The following is a 17,432-nucleotide window of genomic DNA, read 5'->3' as shown; positions in this document are numbered from 1 at the left end:
TAATCGCATCGGTCACGATGCGGCTTGTTCCTCGGCTTTTTTTCGGCGCAGCGACTCGCCTTTCATCGTCAGTCGGTAGGCGTTGTGCACCAGGCGGTCGAGGATGGCATCGGCCAGGGTCGGGTCGTTGATCCAGCCGTGCCAGTGCTCGATGGGCAGTTGGCTCGTCAGGATGGTGGAGCGGCTGCCAGCGCGGTCGTCGATCACCTCCAGCAGGTCATGCCGGGCTCCTTCCTCCAGCGGGGCTAGCGCCCAGTCGTCCAGCACCAGGACGTCGACCTTTGCCAGCTGTTGCAGGGTACGGCCGAAGCTGCCGTCGCCATGAGCGATGCGCAGTTGTTCCAGCAGGCGCGGGGTGCGCAGGTACAGGGTGCTATAGCCCTGGCGGCAGGCCTGGTTGCCCAGGGCGCAGGCCAGCCAGGTTTTGCCGGCACCGGTCGGGCCGGTCAGCAGCAGGTTGTGCTGCTGGCGGATCCAGTCGCCACTGGCCAGGGTGGCGATCAGACGCTCGTCCAGGGCGCGTCCGGTGCGGCGGTCGAGATCTTCCAGGCAGGCGTTGGCGTACTTGAGCTTGGCCTTCTTGCGCAGCCGTACCAGGCGCTGGTTGTCACGCCAGGCCAGTTCGCGGTCGAGCAGTAGGCCGAGGCGTTCATCGAAGCTCAGGCTGTGGCTGGCCGGCAGCGTCCATTGCTCTTCCAGGGCGCGGGCCATGCCGTCCAGGCGTAGCTGGTGCAGTTGATTCAGGGTGTGTTGCGGCATCATCGAACAGCTCCTGTTGCGGGGGTTGGTAGTAGTCGGCGCCACGGACGTTCTCGTGGTCGCCGGGTAAGGTCGTTTCGGCGGCACGCTGGGGCAGCGGCTGTTGATCCAGGCCTTGCTGGAGCAGGTTGCGCACGCTGCGCCCGGTGAAGGCGCGCAGGTGTACGGCACGTTCGGCAGCGGCTTCCAGGCGTGCATTGCCATAGCGCCGGGCCAGCGAGAGCAGGCCGAGGCAGGCGCGGTAGCCCATCTCCGGGTGCGGCTTGTGGGTCAGTTGGTGATCGATCAGTTGGCGCGTGTAGGGGCCGATCCGCGCGCCCCAGTCGAGCAGGCGTTGTGGCGTCCATTCGCGATGCGCCTGGTGCGCCGCGGGCATGTGCTCGCGCTGGGTACTGTAAGCGCCGCGTCGCCCCAGCAGCAGGTGGCTGGCCACCCGCCGGTTGCCATGCAGCACTTCCAGGGTGTGTGCCGTCAGTCGCACGTCCACGTTCTGCCGGGCCAGGGCGGAGGGCACGCTGTAGAAGCTGCCATTGACCTCGATGTGGTAGTCGATGCTGACCTTGCAGCGCTTGAAGGTGGCGACCTCGTAGGGATGCACCGGCAGCGCTCGCAAGGCCGGGCGATCCAGGCGCTCGAACCAGTCGCGCCGGCAGCCATCGAGCCGCTTGAACGGGCGCCGATTCAGATCCTCCAGCAGCTCGGCGATGGCCTGGTTAAGCGCATGCAGGCTGAAGAACTGCCGATGGCGCAGCCGCGCCATGATCCAGCGCTCGACCACCTGCACCGCCACCTCGGCCTTGGCCTTGTCCTGAGGCTTGCGTGGCCGTGCCGGCAGGATCACCGTCTGGTAATGACGCGCGCACTCCAGCGTGGCCCGGTTCAGGCCCGGCTCGTAGCGATCCGGCTGGGCGACCAGGGCGCGCGGATTGTCCGGCACAACCATTTCCGGCACGCCGCCAAAGTAGGTCAGAGCCTGGCCCAGCGAGGTCAGCCAGTCCACCTGGGTTTCGCCTGGCGTCGCGCAGGCATAGGTGTAATTCGAGGCGCCCAGGGCGGCGACGAAGATGTGCGCCCGGCGCACTTCGCCGGTGGCCGGGTCGACCACCGGCAGCGTCGGCCCGGCATAGTCGATGAATAGCTTCTCGCCCGCACGGTGCAGCTGACGCATCGAACGTTTGAGCGTCTGGGCGTAGCGCCGGTAGTGCTCGACGAACTGGGTGTAGCGGTAGGTCGGCTGGCCCGCATGCGCGGCGAGATATTCCTCCCACAGCAGCTGCAAGGTCACGCCCTTGCGTCGCAACTCGCGGTGGATGCTCAGCACATCGGGCAGCACTCGCTCACCGCGCGGCTTGTTCGTCGACGTCGGTGCAAACAAGGCGGCCGCCAGCGCGGCCTCGTCCATGGCCACCAGCGCCGGCCAGTCCAGCCCGGCCACCCGCGCCGCCGCGATGTACTTGCTAACCACGCCCTTGGACAGCTGCAAGGCACGGGCAATCTTCTCGTGGGACAAGCCGGCCTCAAACTTGAGGCGCAGACATTCTTTGATGTTTCGCATGGCTACTCGCGGCGCCGCCATCTTCCTCTCCCGAAATCGGTCGAGGATGGCGGCGCATCAGGTCATGCGCAACGAAGGGGAAGGCTTTCGCTAAGTCGTGACCGGCGATTTCGGTAAGCCGTGACCACCTGTTTCGGAACAGGCGGAAAATCGGTCACGTTGCTACCGAAATGAGCGGTCACGCGTTAGCGAAATGACCGGTCACGATCAACCGAAACGGCCGGTCACGGTGCTCCGAAATCCGCAGCTTTTGCGTAGAAACGGATTGAGCAGCGCAGAGGCCGGCAGACTTCCCGGCTTATCCCCATCCGCCGCCTGCAACGGCCCCGGCAACAACGGCGCCGCGCCACTGCCACTGCCCGGGCTGCCGCCGGAGTTGTTATTGACCAGGGCGCCGCTCAGGGCCACTCCGCTGGCGTCGATCCTGATCCAGCTGCCGCCGCCCTTGAGGGTCAGTTCGCTGCCGGCTTCGAGCACCACTTTCAGGCCGCTGGACAGGTGGATTTCCTGGCCAGCTTCGATGAACAGGCCGTTGCCCAGTTGCAGGTGCTGGCTGCCGGCGATGCTCAGGTGATCACTGACGCGGGCTTCGACTTTGCGGTCGCCATGCACGGTGTGGTGTTCTTCGGCCTTGAATTCGCTGTAGCTGTTGGCTTCTACCCTGTCGTGGCGCTGGTGGCCGACGCGGATTTTCTGGTCGTGCTCGATGTGTTCGTCCCAGTCGCGCTGGGCATGGATGAAGATCTGTTCCGCACCTTTTTTGTCTTCGATGCGCAGTTCGTTGAAGCCGCCGCCACCGGGAGAGCTCAGGGTCTTGAAGGTGCTGCGGGTCTTGTGCGCTGGCAGCGGGTAGGGAACGACGTTTTCCTTGTGGTACAGGCAGCCGGTGATCAGGGGCTGGTCGGGGTCGCCTTCGAGGAAGGTCACCAGCACTTCCATGCCCACCCGAGGGATGGCGATGGCGCCGTACCAGGCACCGGCCCAGGCCGAGGACACCCGTAGCCAGCAGCTGCTCTTGTCATTGCCCTGGCCCTCGCGGTCCCAATGGAACTGCACCTTGACCCGGCCGTGGGCGTCGGTGTGGATTTCCTCGTCCTCGGGGCCGGTGACCTTGGCGCTCTGGCTGCCGAGAATCCGCGGCTTGGGGTGTTCCAGGGGCGGGCGATGGGGCACCTCCCAGGGGGTGGCGATGAAGCGGTTGCGGTAGCCCTGATGAAAGCCTGGTCCGGCCCGGGTGTCGCTGGTGATGGATTCCTCCAGCACCTGCGGCTGTTTGCCTTCGTGGAGCACTTCGGTCAGTAGCCACAGGTCGTTCCAGGCCGGCTGGGGGTGTTCGCTCAAGGGCAGGAAATGCCCGCTGCGCAGGCTCGGCTGGTCGCTGTGGCCGCTGGCCTGGCGGTAGTCGCTGCGGTGCCGCTCCAAGGCGCGCCTGGCCAGATGCTTGCCGCGCTCGCGGTCGGTGAAGCGCCCGGGGTAGGCGTAGTCTTCGAGGTCCGGTTCGGCCTTTGGCTCTTGCGGTTTGGCCGCTCCCTGCATCTGCAGGCGCGGTTTTTCGAAGTCGTAGTCGCGGCGCGTGGTGCGGCTGGGGCGCGCCTCGAAGCGCAGTTCGAAGCGCTTGATCACCGGCTCGCTGGCCACCAGCCCGGAGTCTTGCCGGTAGGCCACCGGGGCCAGTTTGCGGAACACCGTCTGGTCTTCGCCGAACACCAGTCGGTGCCCTTCGCGGCTGTGCTGAAAGTGGTAGTGCAGGCCCTCTTCCTCGCACAGGCGCTGGATGAAGCGCAGGTCCGATTCGTCGTACTGCACGCAGTACTCACGCTCCGGATAGGGGCCGGCGAGGTGGAAGTGGTAGTCGTTGCCGAGGATGCCGTGTTCTTCCAGCACCTGGGCGATGATCTGCGGCACGCTCAGGTGCTGGAAGATCCGTTGGTTGATGCGCAGGCCGAGGTAGGCCAGGCGTGGGCCGAGGGTGATCTGGTAGTGGCTCAGGCGCCGGCCGCGGTCGCCTTGGGCGATGCGCTGGATCTGCCCGTGAATGCCGCTGCCATCGGCCGCCAGTTGCAGGAAGGCCGGGGTATGCAACAGCGCGTCCAGGTCCAGGTTGGAGCGTTCGCTGACCAGCTCCAGGTCGAAGGCAAAGGGCCGGCTGATGCGTTCCCGGCCCTGCAGGCCGAGCACTTGAAAGTCGTGGTGGCGACCCTCCAGGGTCAGGCTGAAATGCGTCTGGTCGGCGGCGGCGAACATTCCCTGTGCCTCGATGCGGGCAGTGCAACTGCTGAGTCAATAAGGGCCCGGGCCAGCGGGGCTGGCCAGGGCGCGGTAAGGGTCGAGCGGCCTTCCTTAGCCGGTGACCGGGGTCCGCCAGTCGTCGGAGCCGGAAGTGCCGGAGACTTCGTGGGTCCAGGTGATCTTGCGGTAGGTGAAGTGCACGTCTTCCAGGTGGGTGAAGTGGGCGTTGCCCGGATCCTGGCAGTTGTGCATGTAGTCCTTGATGTCGACGATGATCGCGTCCTCAAGGGTGGTGGTGTAGTAGTGCTCCTGGGTGCCGGCGGCGGAGGTGCGATACCACTGGATGACGATCTCGGTCAGGCGCTCGCCCGAGGTCAGCGCCGCCAGCAGCAGTGGCGAAGCCTTGTCGAAGACCTTGGTGATGATCACCGGCTTGTGCACGCGCTGGCCGGTGGGCTGGCCGGACTGCGGATCGCGGGGAATGATCACTTCGTGCTGGAAGCCCTGGACCATGACCTGGTCTTCATGACCTTCCTGGTAGGTGTTGCCCACGGAATCGGCGGTAAAGGCCCCGGCGGTGATCAGGCCCTGTTTGGTGCCGGTGACGGACATATACGCTGGCGTTGCCATGCATGCTCTCCTTGCAAATCACTAAAGAAACCCCGGCCAGGCGGCCGTGGGGTGCAGAAGTGAGTACAAGGTCTGTGCCAGCCGCTGATTAGTTGTTTTGAATCAGCAAGTTATCGAGTTTTCCACCGTGGTTGGCGGCGTTTTTCGAGGAAATACCGGGAAAACTGCGCAACATGTTGCGCAGTGCTGCGCAAGATCTTGCGCACCTTGAAGCAGGCCATGCAGCAACGCCATTACCGAGACCTATGCACAGGCTTATCCACAGATAGCTGCGCAACATGTTGCGCAGTTGCGGGGTTATCCACAGGATTGGCATCCGGCCGCCTTCTGGGTCCACAATGCGCGCCGGACCGGCCAGCCAATGGCCTGAACAGACAATGATGAGAGTCAGCATGGACACACCGATTCGCTCGAACCAGGCACTGCTGGAACAGATCAAGCACGGCCTTGCGCCCGACTACCTGATGTTCTGGGGCCACCAGCCGACCCGGGACGGACGCCTCTCCCCGAGCTGCTTCAGCCAGTGGTTCGCCAAGGGGTTCGAGCTGGAAGGCATTCACTACCCCAGCGCCGAGCATTTCATGATGGCTGGCAAGGCCCTGCTGTTCGATGACCGGGAAACCCACGAACGGATCCTCAAGGCGACCACCCCGGCGGACGTCAAACAGTTGGGCCGCGAAGTGCGCGGCTTCGATGACGCCCGTTGGTCCGAGGCACGTTTCGAGATCGTGGTGCAAGGCAACCTGGCCAAGTTCAGCCAGCACCCGGCCCTGGGGCAATACCTGCTATCCACCCGCGATCAGGTGCTGGTGGAAGCCAGCCCGGTGGACCGGATCTGGGGCATTGGCCTGGCGGCGGACGATGCCAGGGCCAGCCGGCCGGAGCAATGGCGCGGCCTGAACCTGCTGGGGTATGCCTTGATGGAAGTGCGCGACAGGTTGCGCGGTGCCTGAGGCGCAGCTTTCGCCGGCACGCCAGCCTCTACCAACGCGCGCGTATTGCACGCAACCGGCTCGCCGGCGAAAAAACGCCTAGGACAACAGCCCCGCCTCCACCAGCAACTCCTCCAGCGCCAACAGATCCGGCACCTTGGCTACTTGCTCGGCCACCTGCACCGCGGCCTTCTCCAGGGGCGCCAACGGCACATCGACATAACTCAACTGGCTGTCGAGCTTGCAGGAACGGGGAATGCCCTGCACCAGCAGGGCCATGAACTTCAGCTCCGGGCGCCCGCCCAGGGCGTTGAGCACGACAATCCGCGCCCGCTCGCCGATCACCGTCTTGCCGCCACAGGCCGACTCGAAGCTGATCAGCGCAATCCACCGCTCGCGCCACAGCACCCGGCCCAGGTACCAGGGCGGCGAATCCAGGTCGAAGCTGCCCTGCTGATAGTCGATCAACTCGGCCACCGCCACGTTGGGCAGGATCAGGGTGCGGTCCGCCAGGGGCAGCAACAGGCCGGTCAGGGTGCTGGCGCGGTGCTCAAGCATGGGGCTTGCTCCACAGGGCGATGCTTTCCAGCAGCACCGATTCTTGATAGGGCTTGCCGAGGTAATCGTTGACCCCGATGGCCATGGCCCGGTCGCGGTGTTTCTGCCCGGTACGGGAGGTGATCATGATGATCGGCAAGTGCTGCAGGCGCGGGTCGTTGCGTACCTGGATCGCCACTTCGAAGCCGTCCATGCGCGGCATCTCGATGTCCAGCAGCATCAGGTCCGGGGTGTGCTCGGCCAACAGCGTCATGGCGTCGACCCCATCCTTGGCGGTGAGCACGTTCATGCCATGACGCTCCAGCAGACGGCTGGTGACCTTGCGCACGGTGACCGAGTCGTCCACCACCAGCACCAGCATCGGCCGGGGCAACTGGACTTCGGCGGCCGCGGCCTCACCGCTCGGCCCCGGACGCGGTGCCTGGAGCTGCAACGCGCGGATGTGCGCCAGCAGATCAAGAATCAGCACCACCCGGCCGTCGCCGAGAATGGTCGCCCCCGACAGCCCCTGCACCGCCGCGAACTGCGGCCCCAGGCTCTTGACCACGATTTCCCGGGTGCCGGCCGTGACATCCACCTGCACGGCAATGCGCTGTTCGTTGCAGTGCACCAGCAGCACCGGCAGCGGCAGCACCTGGCCCAGCAGTTTCGGGCGCGGCACGGTGTGCAGCAACTCCCCCAGGTAGCACAGGTCATACACCTGCCCCGCGTATTCATAGCGCGGCGGGTCGAGCTGGTAATAGCCGTCCAGTTCCCCGGGCAGGACTCGGACGATGCCTTCGACGGTGTTCAGCGGAATCGCGTATTGCTCATCGGCGCACTGCACCATCAACGCCCGGTTGACCGAGACGGTGAAGGGCAGGCGAATGCGAAAATGCACGCCCTGGCCGGCAATCGAGTCGATGCTCATGCTGCCGCCCAGCTGCCGCACCTCTTCATGGACCACGTCCATGCCCACCCCGCGTCCGGAAATCTGGGTGATTTTCTCGGCGGTGGAAAACCCCGGCTGCATGATGAATTGCAGCACTTCGCGGTCGCTGATCTGCGCCTGGGGATCCAGCAGGCCGCGCTTGATGGCCTTGGCGCGCACGGCTTCCAGGGGCACCCCGGCGCCGTCGTCGCGCATGTCGAAGATGATGTCGCCGCCTTCCCGGGACAGGTCGAGGCTGATCCGCCCCCGGGGCGGCTTGCCCGCGGCGCGGCGCACGTCGGCGGCCTCCAGGCCGTGATCCACGGCATTGCGCAACATGTGCTCCAGGGGCGCGACCATGCGTTCGAGAACGTTGCGGTCCATTTCCCCTTCGGCGTTGCCCACCACGAACTCCACGTCCTTGCCCAGCTCTTCGGCCACCTGGCGCACGATGCGCTTGAGCCTGGGCACCATGCGCTCGAAAGGCACCATGCGCGTGCGCATCAGGCCTTCTTGCAACTCGGTGTTGATCCGTCCCTGCTGCTGCAACAGGTTCTCGGCGTCGTGGTTGCGCCGGTCGAGGGTTTCCTTGAGGTCCAGCAGGTCCGAGGCCGACTCGAACAGGGCCCGGGACAACTGCTGCAACTGCGAATGCCGGTCCATTTCCAGCGGGTCGAACTCCTCGTAGCCCAGGCGCTCGGCCTCCACTTGCTGGCGACTGAGGATGCGCCCCTGGGTTTCGGTGTCCAGGCGCCGCAGTTGGTCACGCATGCGTTCGATGGTGGTTTCCATTTCGCCGAGGGCCACCCGGGCATCGTTGACCTGCTGCTCGATGCGCCCCCGGAAGATCGAAGTCTCCCCGGCCAGGTTCACCAGATCGTCCAGCAGTTCCGCCGACACCTTGACCATGTCGCCCGCCACCGCGGCCTCCGCGGCGGCCGCCGGTTCCGGCTTGCCCGCCGGCAACGGCGCTGGCACCCCAGGGCCGGTCGGCACGCGCGGGTGGCTCAGGTCGTGGATCGCTTCGAGCAGCTTCTGTGCCGGCTCGATGGGTTGCCCGGCGCGGGCCGCATCGAGCATCTGCGCCAGGCGGTCGTGGCTTTTCTGCAGCAGGGTGAACAACGCCGGGCTGGGTTGCAGCAGCCCGGCGGACAAGCCTTCGAAGAGAAACTCCAGCTCATGGGCCAGGTCACCGATGGGGGCGATTTCCACCATCCGCGCCCCACCCTTGAGGGTGTGCAGGTCGCGCAGCAGGGTTTCCACTTCCTGGCGCGCCTGGGGGTCGGCCTGCCAGCGGGCCAGGGCCGCGGCGGAACTGTCGATGATGTCGAAGCCTTCTTCGAGGAAGATCTCCAGCAGCTCCGGATCCTGGGCCGAGCTGTCCTGGGAGGGCGCGCTCTCGGCCGTGTCGGCGGGGCTGGCCGCCTGCTGCCGGTAGGCGCGCACGGCTTCGACCTGAGCCCGGGAATCGTCCAGGGGCCGTGCGCTCTGCAGTTGATGCAGCAGCAACGCCAGTTGTTCATGACTGCCGCGCAACAGCAGGCCCAGGTGCTGGCTGTAGCTGTAGCGCCGGTCCACCAGGCCCTCGTACAGCGACTCCAGCTCCTGGGCCAGCTCCGCCACTGGCGTCACTTCGGCCATCCGCGCCCCTCCCTTGAGGGTGTGCAGGTCCCGTTGCAGGGAGGACAGCGGCGCGCCGTTTTCCGGGTCCGCCAACCACCGTTGCAGGGCCTGATCGGCGCTTTCCAGGAGGTCCACCGCCTCTTCGAGGAAGATGTCGACAATCTCCGTGTCTGCGTCCGTCTGCGCCAGGCGCGCGGTGGCCGCTCCCAGTTCACTGATGCTCAAGGCTCGACTGCCATCGCTCTTGATCAGGCCGGTGGCACCCGGATCCAGGCCTTCGTGCAGCAAATCGCGCAGGGCCTGAACGCGCTCCGCACAGGGGCTGACTTCCTGGCCTGCGGCCAGTTCGTCGAGCATGTTGAGTAACGCCTCGTGGGCGCTTTCCGCCTCGTGGAAGAAGCGCTCGCTGACCGCCAGGCTACTCTCCTCCACCGCGCCGTAGAGGTCGAGCAGGGCTTCGCAGAGTTCATCCACCGGGTGCAGGTCGGCCAGGTGCGCGCCTTCACCGAGGGTGGTCAGTTCGTCCAGCAAGGCACTGAGTTCCTGGCGCTCGCCGGGGTGCTGCTGCCAGCGCCGCAGCAGGCTGTCGGCGTCCAGCAGGATGTCCATGCCCTGGGCCAGGAAGTTGCTGATCAACTGAGGATCGCGCTTGGCCCGGGGCGCCGCGTCCGGGGCGTTGAGCAGGCTGTCCAGGCGTTCGCCGAGCAGTGCCAGGGCGCGCCCCACCAGCGAGCGGGCACCGTCGATGGGCGCCAGCGGATCGCTGTCCAGTTGCCGCAACCCACGACGCAGCAGGCCTTCGGCTTCCAGCAGCAGCTCGACTTCGTCCAGGTCCAGGGGAATCAGGTGGGCCCGGTATTCCCGGGCCAGTTGATCGAAGGGCCCGGCCAGCTCGGCCATCGGCAGCACCCCGGCCATGGAGGCGCTGCCCTTGAGGGTATGCAAGGCCCGCTGCAGTTCATCGCTGGCCTGCAGCGGCAGGTGCTCGGCGGCCCGTTCGAGAAAGAGCTGGATGCTGTCCAGGTGGGTCTGGGCTTCGGCGCGGAAGATCTCCAGCAACTGCGGGTCCAGGGCCTGGCCTTCAGGAGCGGCGCCGACCTCGGCACCTTTGGCCAGGGCATGGGCGCGGGCGGCCAGGCGGTCGACATCATCGCGCTGGCGCTGGGCCCGGGCAGCGAATTCGCCGATCAGCTCCGGCAGCAGTTGCAGGGTGTCGGCCACCAGTTGGCGGACTTCGGCGCTGGGGGCAAGGCTGTGCTCCAGCACCCGGTTGAGCAGGTTTTCCACGGCCCAGGCCAGCTCCCCCAGAACCAGGGCACGCACCATGCGCCCGCTGCCCTTGAGGGTGTGAAAGGCCCGACGCAGCTCGCTCAGGGCGGCCTGGCCCTGGGGCTCAGCCGTCCAGCGCGGCAGGTATTCGCGGAGCACGTCGAGCACTTCCTCGGTTTCTTCGAGGAAGACTTCCCGCAGCTCATCGTCGACCGGCTCTTCGTCCACCGGCGGTGGCAGCAGGCTGCCGGGGGTGATCAGGGCCGGCGGGTTGAGGGCCGACACCGGGGCTGCCAGCGCATCGGCCAGAGACTGGGCCGGCCGGGGCTCGTCCGCCGCCTGGGACACCGGCAGCGCCTCGCCAGCGCTCGGAGGCCGCTCCGGCAATGGCGCTTGCGCCACGGGGGCATGTCCCAGGGCCGTCAGGCCCTGTTCCGCCAGGTCGAGAAACTTCTCCCCCGGCGCCTGGTGATCCTCCTTCAAGCGCTCCAGGTAGTACTCCAGGCTGGTGATCACATCCGCCAGGTGATCCAGCTGCCGCCAGTCCGGCCGGGGCAAATCCAGCAGCAGCTGTTGCGTGATGAAGCGATTGCAAGCCTCCATCAGGCTCGCGGCACGGGGCAGCGGGATCATCGCCAGCGCGCCGCGCACTTGGGTCAGCAGCTCGGGCACCGACACCAGTTGCTCGCGTTCCCAGTCGGCCTCGATGCACTCGCCGATCAGGTCCTTGGCCTGACGCAGGCAGACCAGGGCTTCCTGAATCACCAACTGATGGATCTGGGTCAGGTCGGTGGTGGGCAGGCGGCTGTCCTCGGGACTTTCCGGCTCCACGGTGCCGACCATCCCGGCCAGGGTCGCCTCGACATACAACAAGGCCCCGGCCACATCCATCAACACCGCGTCGTCCGGCGCGCGCTGGCCCTGGACCAGGCTCTGGACCACCGCCAACTGGTCGATGATCACCTTGCGTGGCTGGCCGAAACCCAGCACCGCCAGGGTGTCGGCGATCTGCCGCAAGGGCGACAACAGGCTGTCCAGGTCACCGGTATGCTGGCGGTCGCTGCGCACGAACAGGTCGAGGCGCTCCTTGACCCGCACCAGGCCGTCGCACACCGCGGTCAGCACCGAGCGCATGGCATCGCGGTCGGGCCCGGCCAGGCGGGCCCGTTCCTCGTCCACCACCGCGCTGTCGGGCAGCGCGTCGTCCAGTCCGTAACGTTCTTTCATGGTCAGCATCAATGGGGTGGGATGGCGCGCCTTGGCGATGTAGAACAGCAGGCTCTTGAGCAACTCATCGGGCGCGGCCTGGTTGATCCCGGGCATGCCCTGTTCCAGCAGGCGCTTGAGTTCCTTGTCGGCGTCCTTGAGCAGGCTGCGCACCGCCGGGCTGTTGGCGATCACACCCTGGCGCATGCCTTCCACCAGGGCCGAGGCGATGTGCCACAAGGGCGCTAGCGGCGCGTCCTGGCACAGCGCCTCCAGGCGTTCGAAGACCTTGGCCATGTGGCCCAGGCAGTGTTCGGCGTCCTGCTCGCGCAGCAGGTCCACCAGCGCGGTTTGCAGCAGGTGCCGCAACTTGCGCATCTGGGTGGGAAACTCCAGCGGCTCCAGAGCCGCCAGGGCCTTGTCGGACAGGGGCGGCAGGCTGGGCAGTTGCGGGCTGAACAGGCTGGTTTCCGAGAGCAGGCCTTCGCCCCGGGCACTGCGTAGATCGTTGAGCAGCGGCAGCACCACCAGGGGCAGGTCGCGGCGGGCACTCTGCACCCGGTCCAGGTACTGGGGCAGTTGGCCGATGGCCTGGCGCAGCAGGCGCAGGGCTTCGTCGCGCTGGGCCACGCGGTTCTGCTGCAGGGCCTGGGCGAGCTTTTCCATTTCCTCGGCCAGCAGCGCGGCACCGTAGAACTCCACCATCTGCAGGCTGCCATGGACCTGGTGGATCCCCGCCTGGCACTGGCCGAGGGCATCCGGGTCCTGGGGGTCATCCGCCAGGTGTTCCAACGCCTGATGCGCCTGCTTCAAGGTTTCGGCAATTTCGCCCTTGACCCATTCCAGGGCCACATAGTCATGCCGGTCCACCATCACCACTCCCGTCAAAGCCTTGCGTCAGCGATTGTCATTCGGGGCCGGGGCCCGGGTAGCCGGCAAGGTGAAGCCGGATACCGAGCGGCGCAGCTGGCTGGCCATTTTCGCCAGGTTGCCGATGCTCTCGGCGGTCGCGGTGGAGCCGGACGAGGTTTGCGAGGTGATCTGCTGGATCACGTTCATAGTCAGGGAGATCTGCCCGGCCGACGTGGTCTGCTGCTGGGCCGCGTTGGAGATGCTCTGGATCAGCGCCGCCAGGGTCTTGGACACGCCTTCGATCTCTTCCAGGGCCACCCCCGCGTCCTGGGCCAGGCGCGCGCCGCGCACCACTTCGGTGGTGGTCTGCTCCATGGAGATCACCGCTTCGTTGGTGTCGGTCTGGATCGCCCGTACCAGAGTCTCGATCTGCCGCGTGGCCGCCGAGGAGCGCTCCGCCAGCCGCTGCACTTCGTCGGCCACCACGGCGAAACCGCGTCCGGCATCGCCGGCCATGGAGGCCTGGATCGCCGCGTTGAGGGCGAGGATGTTGGTCTGGTCGGCGATGTCGTCGATCAGGCTGACAATGTCGCCGATTTCCTGAGAGGACTCGCCCAGGCGCTTGATGCGCTTGGCGGTGTCCTGGATCTGCTCGCGGATGTTGTCCATGCCGTGAATGGTGTTGTGCACCACCTCGTTGCCCTTGTTGGCGATCTCCACCGAGCGCTCGGCCACCGCCGACGACTCGGCGGCGTTGGCCGACACCTGATCGATGGACTGGGCCATCTCGTTGATCGCCGTGGAGGCTTCGGAAATCTGCTGGGCCTGGTGCTCGGAGGCTTCGGCCAGTTGCATGGCGGTGGCCTGGGTTTCCTGCACCGCGCCGGCCACCTGGCCCGCCGTGAGGTTGATGGTGGCCACCAGGTCGCGCAGCTGGTCGACGGAATAGTTGATGGAGTCGGCGATGGTCCCGGTGAAGTCCTCGGTGACCGAGGCGGTCACCGTCAGGTCGCCGTCGGCCAGGTCTTCGATCTCGTCCAGCAGGCGCATGATCGCGTTCTGGTTGCGCTCGTTCTTCTCGGCGGTTTCCCGCAGCTGGCGGTTGGTTTCGCGGACCATCACCAGGCCGATGAGGATGATCGAAGCCAGGGCCAGCAGGCCCAGGACATAACCGCCGATGGTGTCCAGCTTGCGGCTGCCGGCCAGGTTCTCGAAGCCGGTGGCCAGCAGCGAGGCTTCGTCCAGCAAGGTCTGGGACAGGCTGAAGATGTTGCTCGCCGATTCTCGGACCTGGAACAGCTCGGGGGAAGTTTCGAGGATCTCATCCACGGAACCGGAGACGAACTCGAACAACTCGGAAATCTCCGACAGCCGGGCCCGGGCGTCCGGGTCTTCGACCTGGCTGATCTTCAAGCCTGGGTTGCCCTGCAGCATGCCGTTGAGGACCTGGCCAAAGCGCGCGGCATCCCGGCCAAAGGCGTCGGCGGCCTGGACCGCATTTTCGTCGCCGGCCAGCACCGTGTTGACCGCCCCGAGAATCCGCTCGGCCAGCAGCGACTGGCGCTGGGCCATGGCCACCTGGGCGGCCGGCGCGCCGCGCTGCAGCAGGATCTCCACCACCTTCTCGTATTCCACCTGCAACTGGGGCACGGTTTCCGCCAGGGTCGCCGCCACTTGATGCAGGGACAGCACCGTCTGCTCGCTGCCGAGGATGACATCGGCGTTCTTCAGCAGTTTCTCCCAGTCCAGCTGCACGGCGCGCATTTCCTGGCGCAGCACCACCGGCGCCCCGGGCAGGCCGGTAGCCGGGTCGCCCTTCTTCAGGTAGCTCCAGCGCTGGGCAAAGTCGTTGCGCGCATCCCCCAGCAGCTTGAACGCTGCGGCCTTGCCGGCCGCCGCTTCGGTGGCATTCTTGGCGATGCGCTGGGACAGCACTCGCAACTCGCCGGCGTGGCCGATGTACTGCTTGTCGTAGGTGGCCTGGGTGTTCAGGTAAGCGAAGTTGGCGAACAGCAGCATGATGAACACGATCAGTGCGATGAACAGCACGATGATCTGCGAGCGACTGCGGGAGCCTTCCAGGGGCTTGCCGGTTTTGGCTTTGGTCATCGATCAGGCCTGTGACGAGCGGGCGATCCCGCTTTCAGGAGCCCGGGGCGCGCGCAACGCTCGGGCAGCATGGATGGAACCAGGGCAGCAGGGCTGGCCGGGGTACAGCGAACGCTGGGCAAGCGGGACCGGGCGAAGCTCACGCCGCCACCTCCAGGAACGCCGGCGAGCGGGCCAGGGCGAAGGGGCTGAAGACCTGCCAGAGCTGGTCGCTGCGAAACTGCCCCTGCAGGTAGGGGCTGATCGCCGCAATGGCAAAGTCGCCGGGGCCGGGCTCCAGACTGTCCTGGGCGAAATGCTTGAGGCCCGCCACTTCATCCACCAGCAGGCCGGCGAACAGCTCCTTGTACTCCACCACCAGCACCCGCCGCTGCTTGCGCAGGGGCGACAGCTCATGACCGAAGAAGGCGCACAGGTCCATGATCGGCAGCAGCCGCCCGCGCAGGTTGGCCACGCCCCTGACCCAGGGCTTGACCCCGGGCAGCAGGGTGTAGCGCGGCTCGTGCAGCACTTCGCTGATTTCGCCCATGGCGGCCACGTACCAGTGCTCCCCGAGGCGAAAGCCGATACCGCTCCAGCCGTGCTGGCGGGTTTCCTGGGACGGCAGGTCGGCGGCCAGCAGGCGACAGCGCTGGTCGATTTCCAGCAGCAGCTCGAAGGCGGTCTGGGTTTCGCTCATGGCCGGGCGATCAGCCGGCCAGGACGCTGTTCAGGGTCTTGATCAGGGTTTCTTCGTCCACCGGCTTGGTCAGGTAGTCCTTGGCGCCCTGGCGAGTGCCCCAGACCTTGTCGGTTTCCTGATCCTTGGTGGTGATGATGATTACCGGGATATGGCTGGTCTCGGCGTCCTTGGTCAACTGGCGGGTGGCCTGGAAGCCGTTGAGGCCGGGCATGACGATGTCCATCAGCACCGCGTCGGGTTTTTCTTCCCGGGCCAGGGCCACGCCATCGGCGCCGTTCTCGGCCTTGAGCACTTCATGGCCGTGCTTTTCCAGCATGCCGGTGAGTTTGTACATTTCAGTCGGCGAGTCATCGACGATCAGAATACGAGCCATGGTCTTCCCCATACGGTATGGGCGTCCGGCCCGCGGGCCGGACGCCATTGTGCGTGTCTACTGTGGCGCAAGCGCGACAAAGTCCGGAACGTGGGCCTTGATTGCGCTCAGCAGTTCTTCCTTGCTGAAAGGTTTGGTCAAAAACTGGTCGGAGCCGACGATGCGCCCCTTGGCCTTGTCGAACAGGCCATCCTTGGAGGACAGCATGATCACTGGAATGGACTTGAACGCGCTGTGGTTCTTCACCAGCGCACAGGTCTGATAGCCGTCGAGCCGCGGCATCATGATGTCGACGAAGATGATGCCGGGATGATGATCGACGATCTTGGCCAGGGCCTCGAAACCGTCCACGGCGGTAATGACCTCGCAGCCGACGTTCTTCAACAGCATTTCGGCCGTGCGGCGAATCGTCTTCGAATCGTCGATCACCATCACCTTCAAGGCGTTGGAATGCTGTTCCATATCTGCTCTGCCATCGCCCCAGCGAATGATTTGATCCGGTACCGCTGGCCTAGGCTCGAAACCCTTGAACTTCAAGGCCTCGGCCCGGCATGCGAGCCTTTTTAGCACACTCTCCCCCCTGCAATCTATGGACCACGCCAGGCAGTGGTTTTTCCTTGACCCAGGCCCTTGTCAGCGCCACTCTGACGCCACTTTTTTTGCCTTGCTCCCACTCATTTTCTTAAAGGAATCCACCCATGAGCGTTCGCCTCGGGATTGTCATGGACCCTATCGCCAGCATCTCCTACAAGAAGGACAGCTCGCTGGCCATGCTGCTGGCCGCCCAGGAGCGCGGCTGGACCCTCTTCTATATGGAGCAGCGCGACCTGTATCAGGGCGCCGGCGTGGCGCGGGCACGCATGCGCCCGCTGCAGGTGTTCGCCAACCCGGAGAAATGGTTCGAGCTGGACGCCGAGATCGACTGCCCGCTGAGCGATCTGGACGTGATCCTGATGCGCAAGGACCCGCCGTTCGACATGGAGTTCGTCTACTCCACCTACCTGCTGGAACAAGCCGAAAGCGCCGGCGTGCTGGTGGTCAACAAGCCCCAGAGCCTGCGCGACTGCAATGAAAAGCTGTTCGCCACCCTGTTCCCGCAATGCACCCCGCCGACCGTGGTCAGCCGCCGCGCCGATGTATTGCGCGAGTTCGCCGCCGAGCATGGCGACGTGATCCTCAAGCCGCTGGACGGCATGGGCGGCACCTCGATCTTCCGCCACCGCGCCGGCGACCCGAACCTGTCGGTGATCCTGGAAACCCTGACCGTGCTCGGCAGCCAGCAGATCATGGCCCAGGCCTACCTGCCTGCGATCAAGGACGGTGACAAGCGCATCCTGATGATCGATGGCGAACCAGTGGATTACTGCCTGGCGCGCATCCCCGCCGCCGGTGAAACCCGTGGCAACCTGGCCGCCGGCGGTCGTGGCGAAGCCCGTCCACTGAGCGACAAGGACCGCTGGATTGCCGCCCAGGTCGGCCCGACCCTGCGGGCCAAGGGCCTGCTGTTCGTCGGCCTCGATGTGATTGGCGAGCACCTGACGGAAATCAACGTCACCAGCCCCACCTGCATCCGTGAGATCGATAACGCCTTCGGCACCCAGATCGGCGCGCAGTTGATGGATGCCATCGAGCGCAAGCTGCAAGCCGCCGGCAACAAGCCACAAGCTTGATCTGCGTCACCTGCAGCCTGTCGCATGATGCTTGGCACTCAAGGCTTGCAACCAACATTGCGTTATCATGCGCCG

Annotated in this window: 13 protein-coding genes; 2 read left to right on the top strand and 11 right to left on the bottom strand. The window is 65.8% G+C overall.

Translation table 11 applies throughout. From position 1 onward, the window contains the following. Nucleotides 1-12 precede the first annotated feature (12 nt). From istB to BLV47_RS35175, 5 genes are all read right to left on the bottom strand, one after another. Entirely contained in the window at nucleotides 13-762 is a 750-nt protein-coding gene (gene istB / locus BLV47_RS00885) for an IS21-like element IS1474 family helper ATPase IstB (RefSeq protein ID WP_062838242.1), read from the bottom strand. Next, on the bottom strand, nucleotides 650-2,335 hold the full coding sequence (gene istA / locus BLV47_RS00880; protein ID WP_062838241.1) for an IS21 family transposase: 1,686 nt from the start codon (nucleotides 2,333-2,335) through the stop codon (nucleotides 650-652). The genes istB and istA overlap by 113 nt, the downstream gene beginning before the upstream one ends. 186 nt (nucleotides 2,336-2,521) lie before the next feature. Next, nucleotides 2,522-4,558 carry a type VI secretion system Vgr family protein gene (locus BLV47_RS00875; RefSeq protein WP_092308840.1) on the bottom strand — a complete coding sequence of 679 codons (2,037 nt, stop codon included), beginning with the start codon at nucleotides 4,556-4,558 and terminating at the stop codon, nucleotides 2,522-2,524. 96 nt (nucleotides 4,559-4,654) lie between these two features. Beyond that, nucleotides 4,655-5,173, bottom strand: a complete 519-nt coding sequence (locus BLV47_RS00870) for an Hcp family type VI secretion system effector (RefSeq protein WP_047305413.1) — start codon at nucleotides 5,171-5,173, stop codon at nucleotides 4,655-4,657. A gap of 88 nt (nucleotides 5,174-5,261) precedes the next feature. Further along, nucleotides 5,262-5,567 carry a hypothetical protein gene (locus BLV47_RS35175; protein ID WP_143038225.1) on the bottom strand — a complete coding sequence of 102 codons (306 nt, stop codon included), beginning with the start codon at nucleotides 5,565-5,567 and terminating at the stop codon, nucleotides 5,262-5,264. On the opposite strand from BLV47_RS35175, the gene BLV47_RS00865 reads away from it, so the two are divergent. Beyond that, nucleotides 5,566-6,126, top strand: a complete 561-nt coding sequence (locus BLV47_RS00865) for an NADAR family protein (protein ID WP_092308837.1) — start codon at nucleotides 5,566-5,568, stop codon at nucleotides 6,124-6,126. The genes BLV47_RS35175 and BLV47_RS00865 overlap by 2 nt on opposite strands. Before the next feature lie 78 nt (nucleotides 6,127-6,204). On the opposite strand, the gene BLV47_RS00860 is transcribed toward BLV47_RS00865, so the two are convergent. From BLV47_RS00860 to pilG, 6 genes are all read right to left on the bottom strand, one after another. After that, nucleotides 6,205-6,663 carry a chemotaxis protein CheW gene (locus BLV47_RS00860; RefSeq protein ID WP_092308834.1) on the bottom strand — a complete coding sequence of 153 codons (459 nt, stop codon included), beginning with the start codon at nucleotides 6,661-6,663 and terminating at the stop codon, nucleotides 6,205-6,207. Next, nucleotides 6,656-12,544 (bottom strand): Hpt domain-containing protein, encoded by a 5,889-nt coding sequence (locus BLV47_RS00855; RefSeq protein ID WP_092308831.1) that lies wholly within the window; start codon nucleotides 12,542-12,544, stop codon nucleotides 6,656-6,658. The genes BLV47_RS00860 and BLV47_RS00855 overlap by 8 nt, the downstream gene beginning before the upstream one ends. Nucleotides 12,545-12,568: 24 nt before the next feature. Continuing rightward, on the bottom strand, nucleotides 12,569-14,632 hold the full coding sequence (locus tag BLV47_RS00850) for a methyl-accepting chemotaxis protein (protein ID WP_092308827.1): 2,064 nt from the start codon (nucleotides 14,630-14,632) through the stop codon (nucleotides 12,569-12,571). 139 nt (nucleotides 14,633-14,771) lie between these two features. Continuing rightward, nucleotides 14,772-15,311, bottom strand: a complete 540-nt coding sequence (locus tag BLV47_RS00845) for a chemotaxis protein CheW (protein WP_092308824.1) — start codon at nucleotides 15,309-15,311, stop codon at nucleotides 14,772-14,774. Between the two features lie 10 nt (nucleotides 15,312-15,321). Continuing rightward, nucleotides 15,322-15,687, bottom strand: a complete 366-nt coding sequence (gene pilH, locus BLV47_RS00840; protein ID WP_042941009.1) for a twitching motility response regulator PilH — start codon at nucleotides 15,685-15,687, stop codon at nucleotides 15,322-15,324. A gap of 57 nt (nucleotides 15,688-15,744) precedes the next feature. Beyond that, nucleotides 15,745-16,149, bottom strand: a complete 405-nt coding sequence (gene pilG / locus BLV47_RS00835) for a twitching motility response regulator PilG (protein WP_016964938.1) — start codon at nucleotides 16,147-16,149, stop codon at nucleotides 15,745-15,747. 236 nt (nucleotides 16,150-16,385) lie between these two features. Here pilG and gshB point away from each other — a divergent pair, with 236 nt between their 5' ends. Next, nucleotides 16,386-17,357, top strand: a complete 972-nt coding sequence (gene gshB / locus BLV47_RS00830) for a glutathione synthase (protein ID WP_092308821.1) — start codon at nucleotides 16,386-16,388, stop codon at nucleotides 17,355-17,357. Nucleotides 17,358-17,432: the final 75 nt, after the last annotated feature.

This window comes from Pseudomonas saponiphila (assembly GCF_900105185.1).
GTDB lineage: Bacteria > Pseudomonadota > Gammaproteobacteria > Pseudomonadales > Pseudomonadaceae > Aquipseudomonas > Aquipseudomonas saponiphila.
This window is presented reverse-complemented; position numbering and strand designations above follow the sequence as displayed.

Bases quoted from the DNA above. Each gene is read 5' to 3' on its own strand.
- BLV47_RS00870 (WP_047305413.1), bottom strand. From the start codon at position 5,173: ATGGCAACGCCAGCGTATATGTCCGTCACCGGCACCAAACAGGGCCTG.
- gshB (WP_092308821.1), top strand. From the start codon at position 16,386: ATGAGCGTTCGCCTCGGGATTGTCATGGACCCTATCGCCAGCATCTCC.
- BLV47_RS00850 (WP_092308827.1), bottom strand. From the start codon at position 14,632: ATGACCAAAGCCAAAACCGGCAAGCCCCTGGAAGGCTCCCGCAGTCGC.
- istA (WP_062838241.1), bottom strand. From the start codon at position 2,335: ATGGCGGCGCCGCGAGTAGCCATGCGAAACATCAAAGAATGTCTGCGC.
- BLV47_RS00855 (WP_092308831.1), bottom strand. From the start codon at position 12,544: ATGGTGGACCGGCATGACTATGTGGCCCTGGAATGGGTCAAGGGCGAA.
- BLV47_RS00865 (WP_092308837.1), top strand. From the start codon at position 5,566: ATGGACACACCGATTCGCTCGAACCAGGCACTGCTGGAACAGATCAAG.
- istB (WP_062838242.1), bottom strand. From the start codon at position 762: ATGATGCCGCAACACACCCTGAATCAACTGCACCAGCTACGCCTGGAC.
- pilG (WP_016964938.1), bottom strand. From the start codon at position 16,149: ATGGAACAGCATTCCAACGCCTTGAAGGTGATGGTGATCGACGATTCG.
- BLV47_RS35175 (WP_143038225.1), bottom strand. From the start codon at position 5,567: ATGCTGACTCTCATCATTGTCTGTTCAGGCCATTGGCTGGCCGGTCCG.
- BLV47_RS00875 (WP_092308840.1), bottom strand. From the start codon at position 4,558: ATGTTCGCCGCCGCCGACCAGACGCATTTCAGCCTGACCCTGGAGGGT.
- BLV47_RS00860 (WP_092308834.1), bottom strand. From the start codon at position 6,663: ATGCTTGAGCACCGCGCCAGCACCCTGACCGGCCTGTTGCTGCCCCTG.
- BLV47_RS00845 (WP_092308824.1), bottom strand. From the start codon at position 15,311: ATGAGCGAAACCCAGACCGCCTTCGAGCTGCTGCTGGAAATCGACCAG.
- pilH (WP_042941009.1), bottom strand. From the start codon at position 15,687: ATGGCTCGTATTCTGATCGTCGATGACTCGCCGACTGAAATGTACAAA.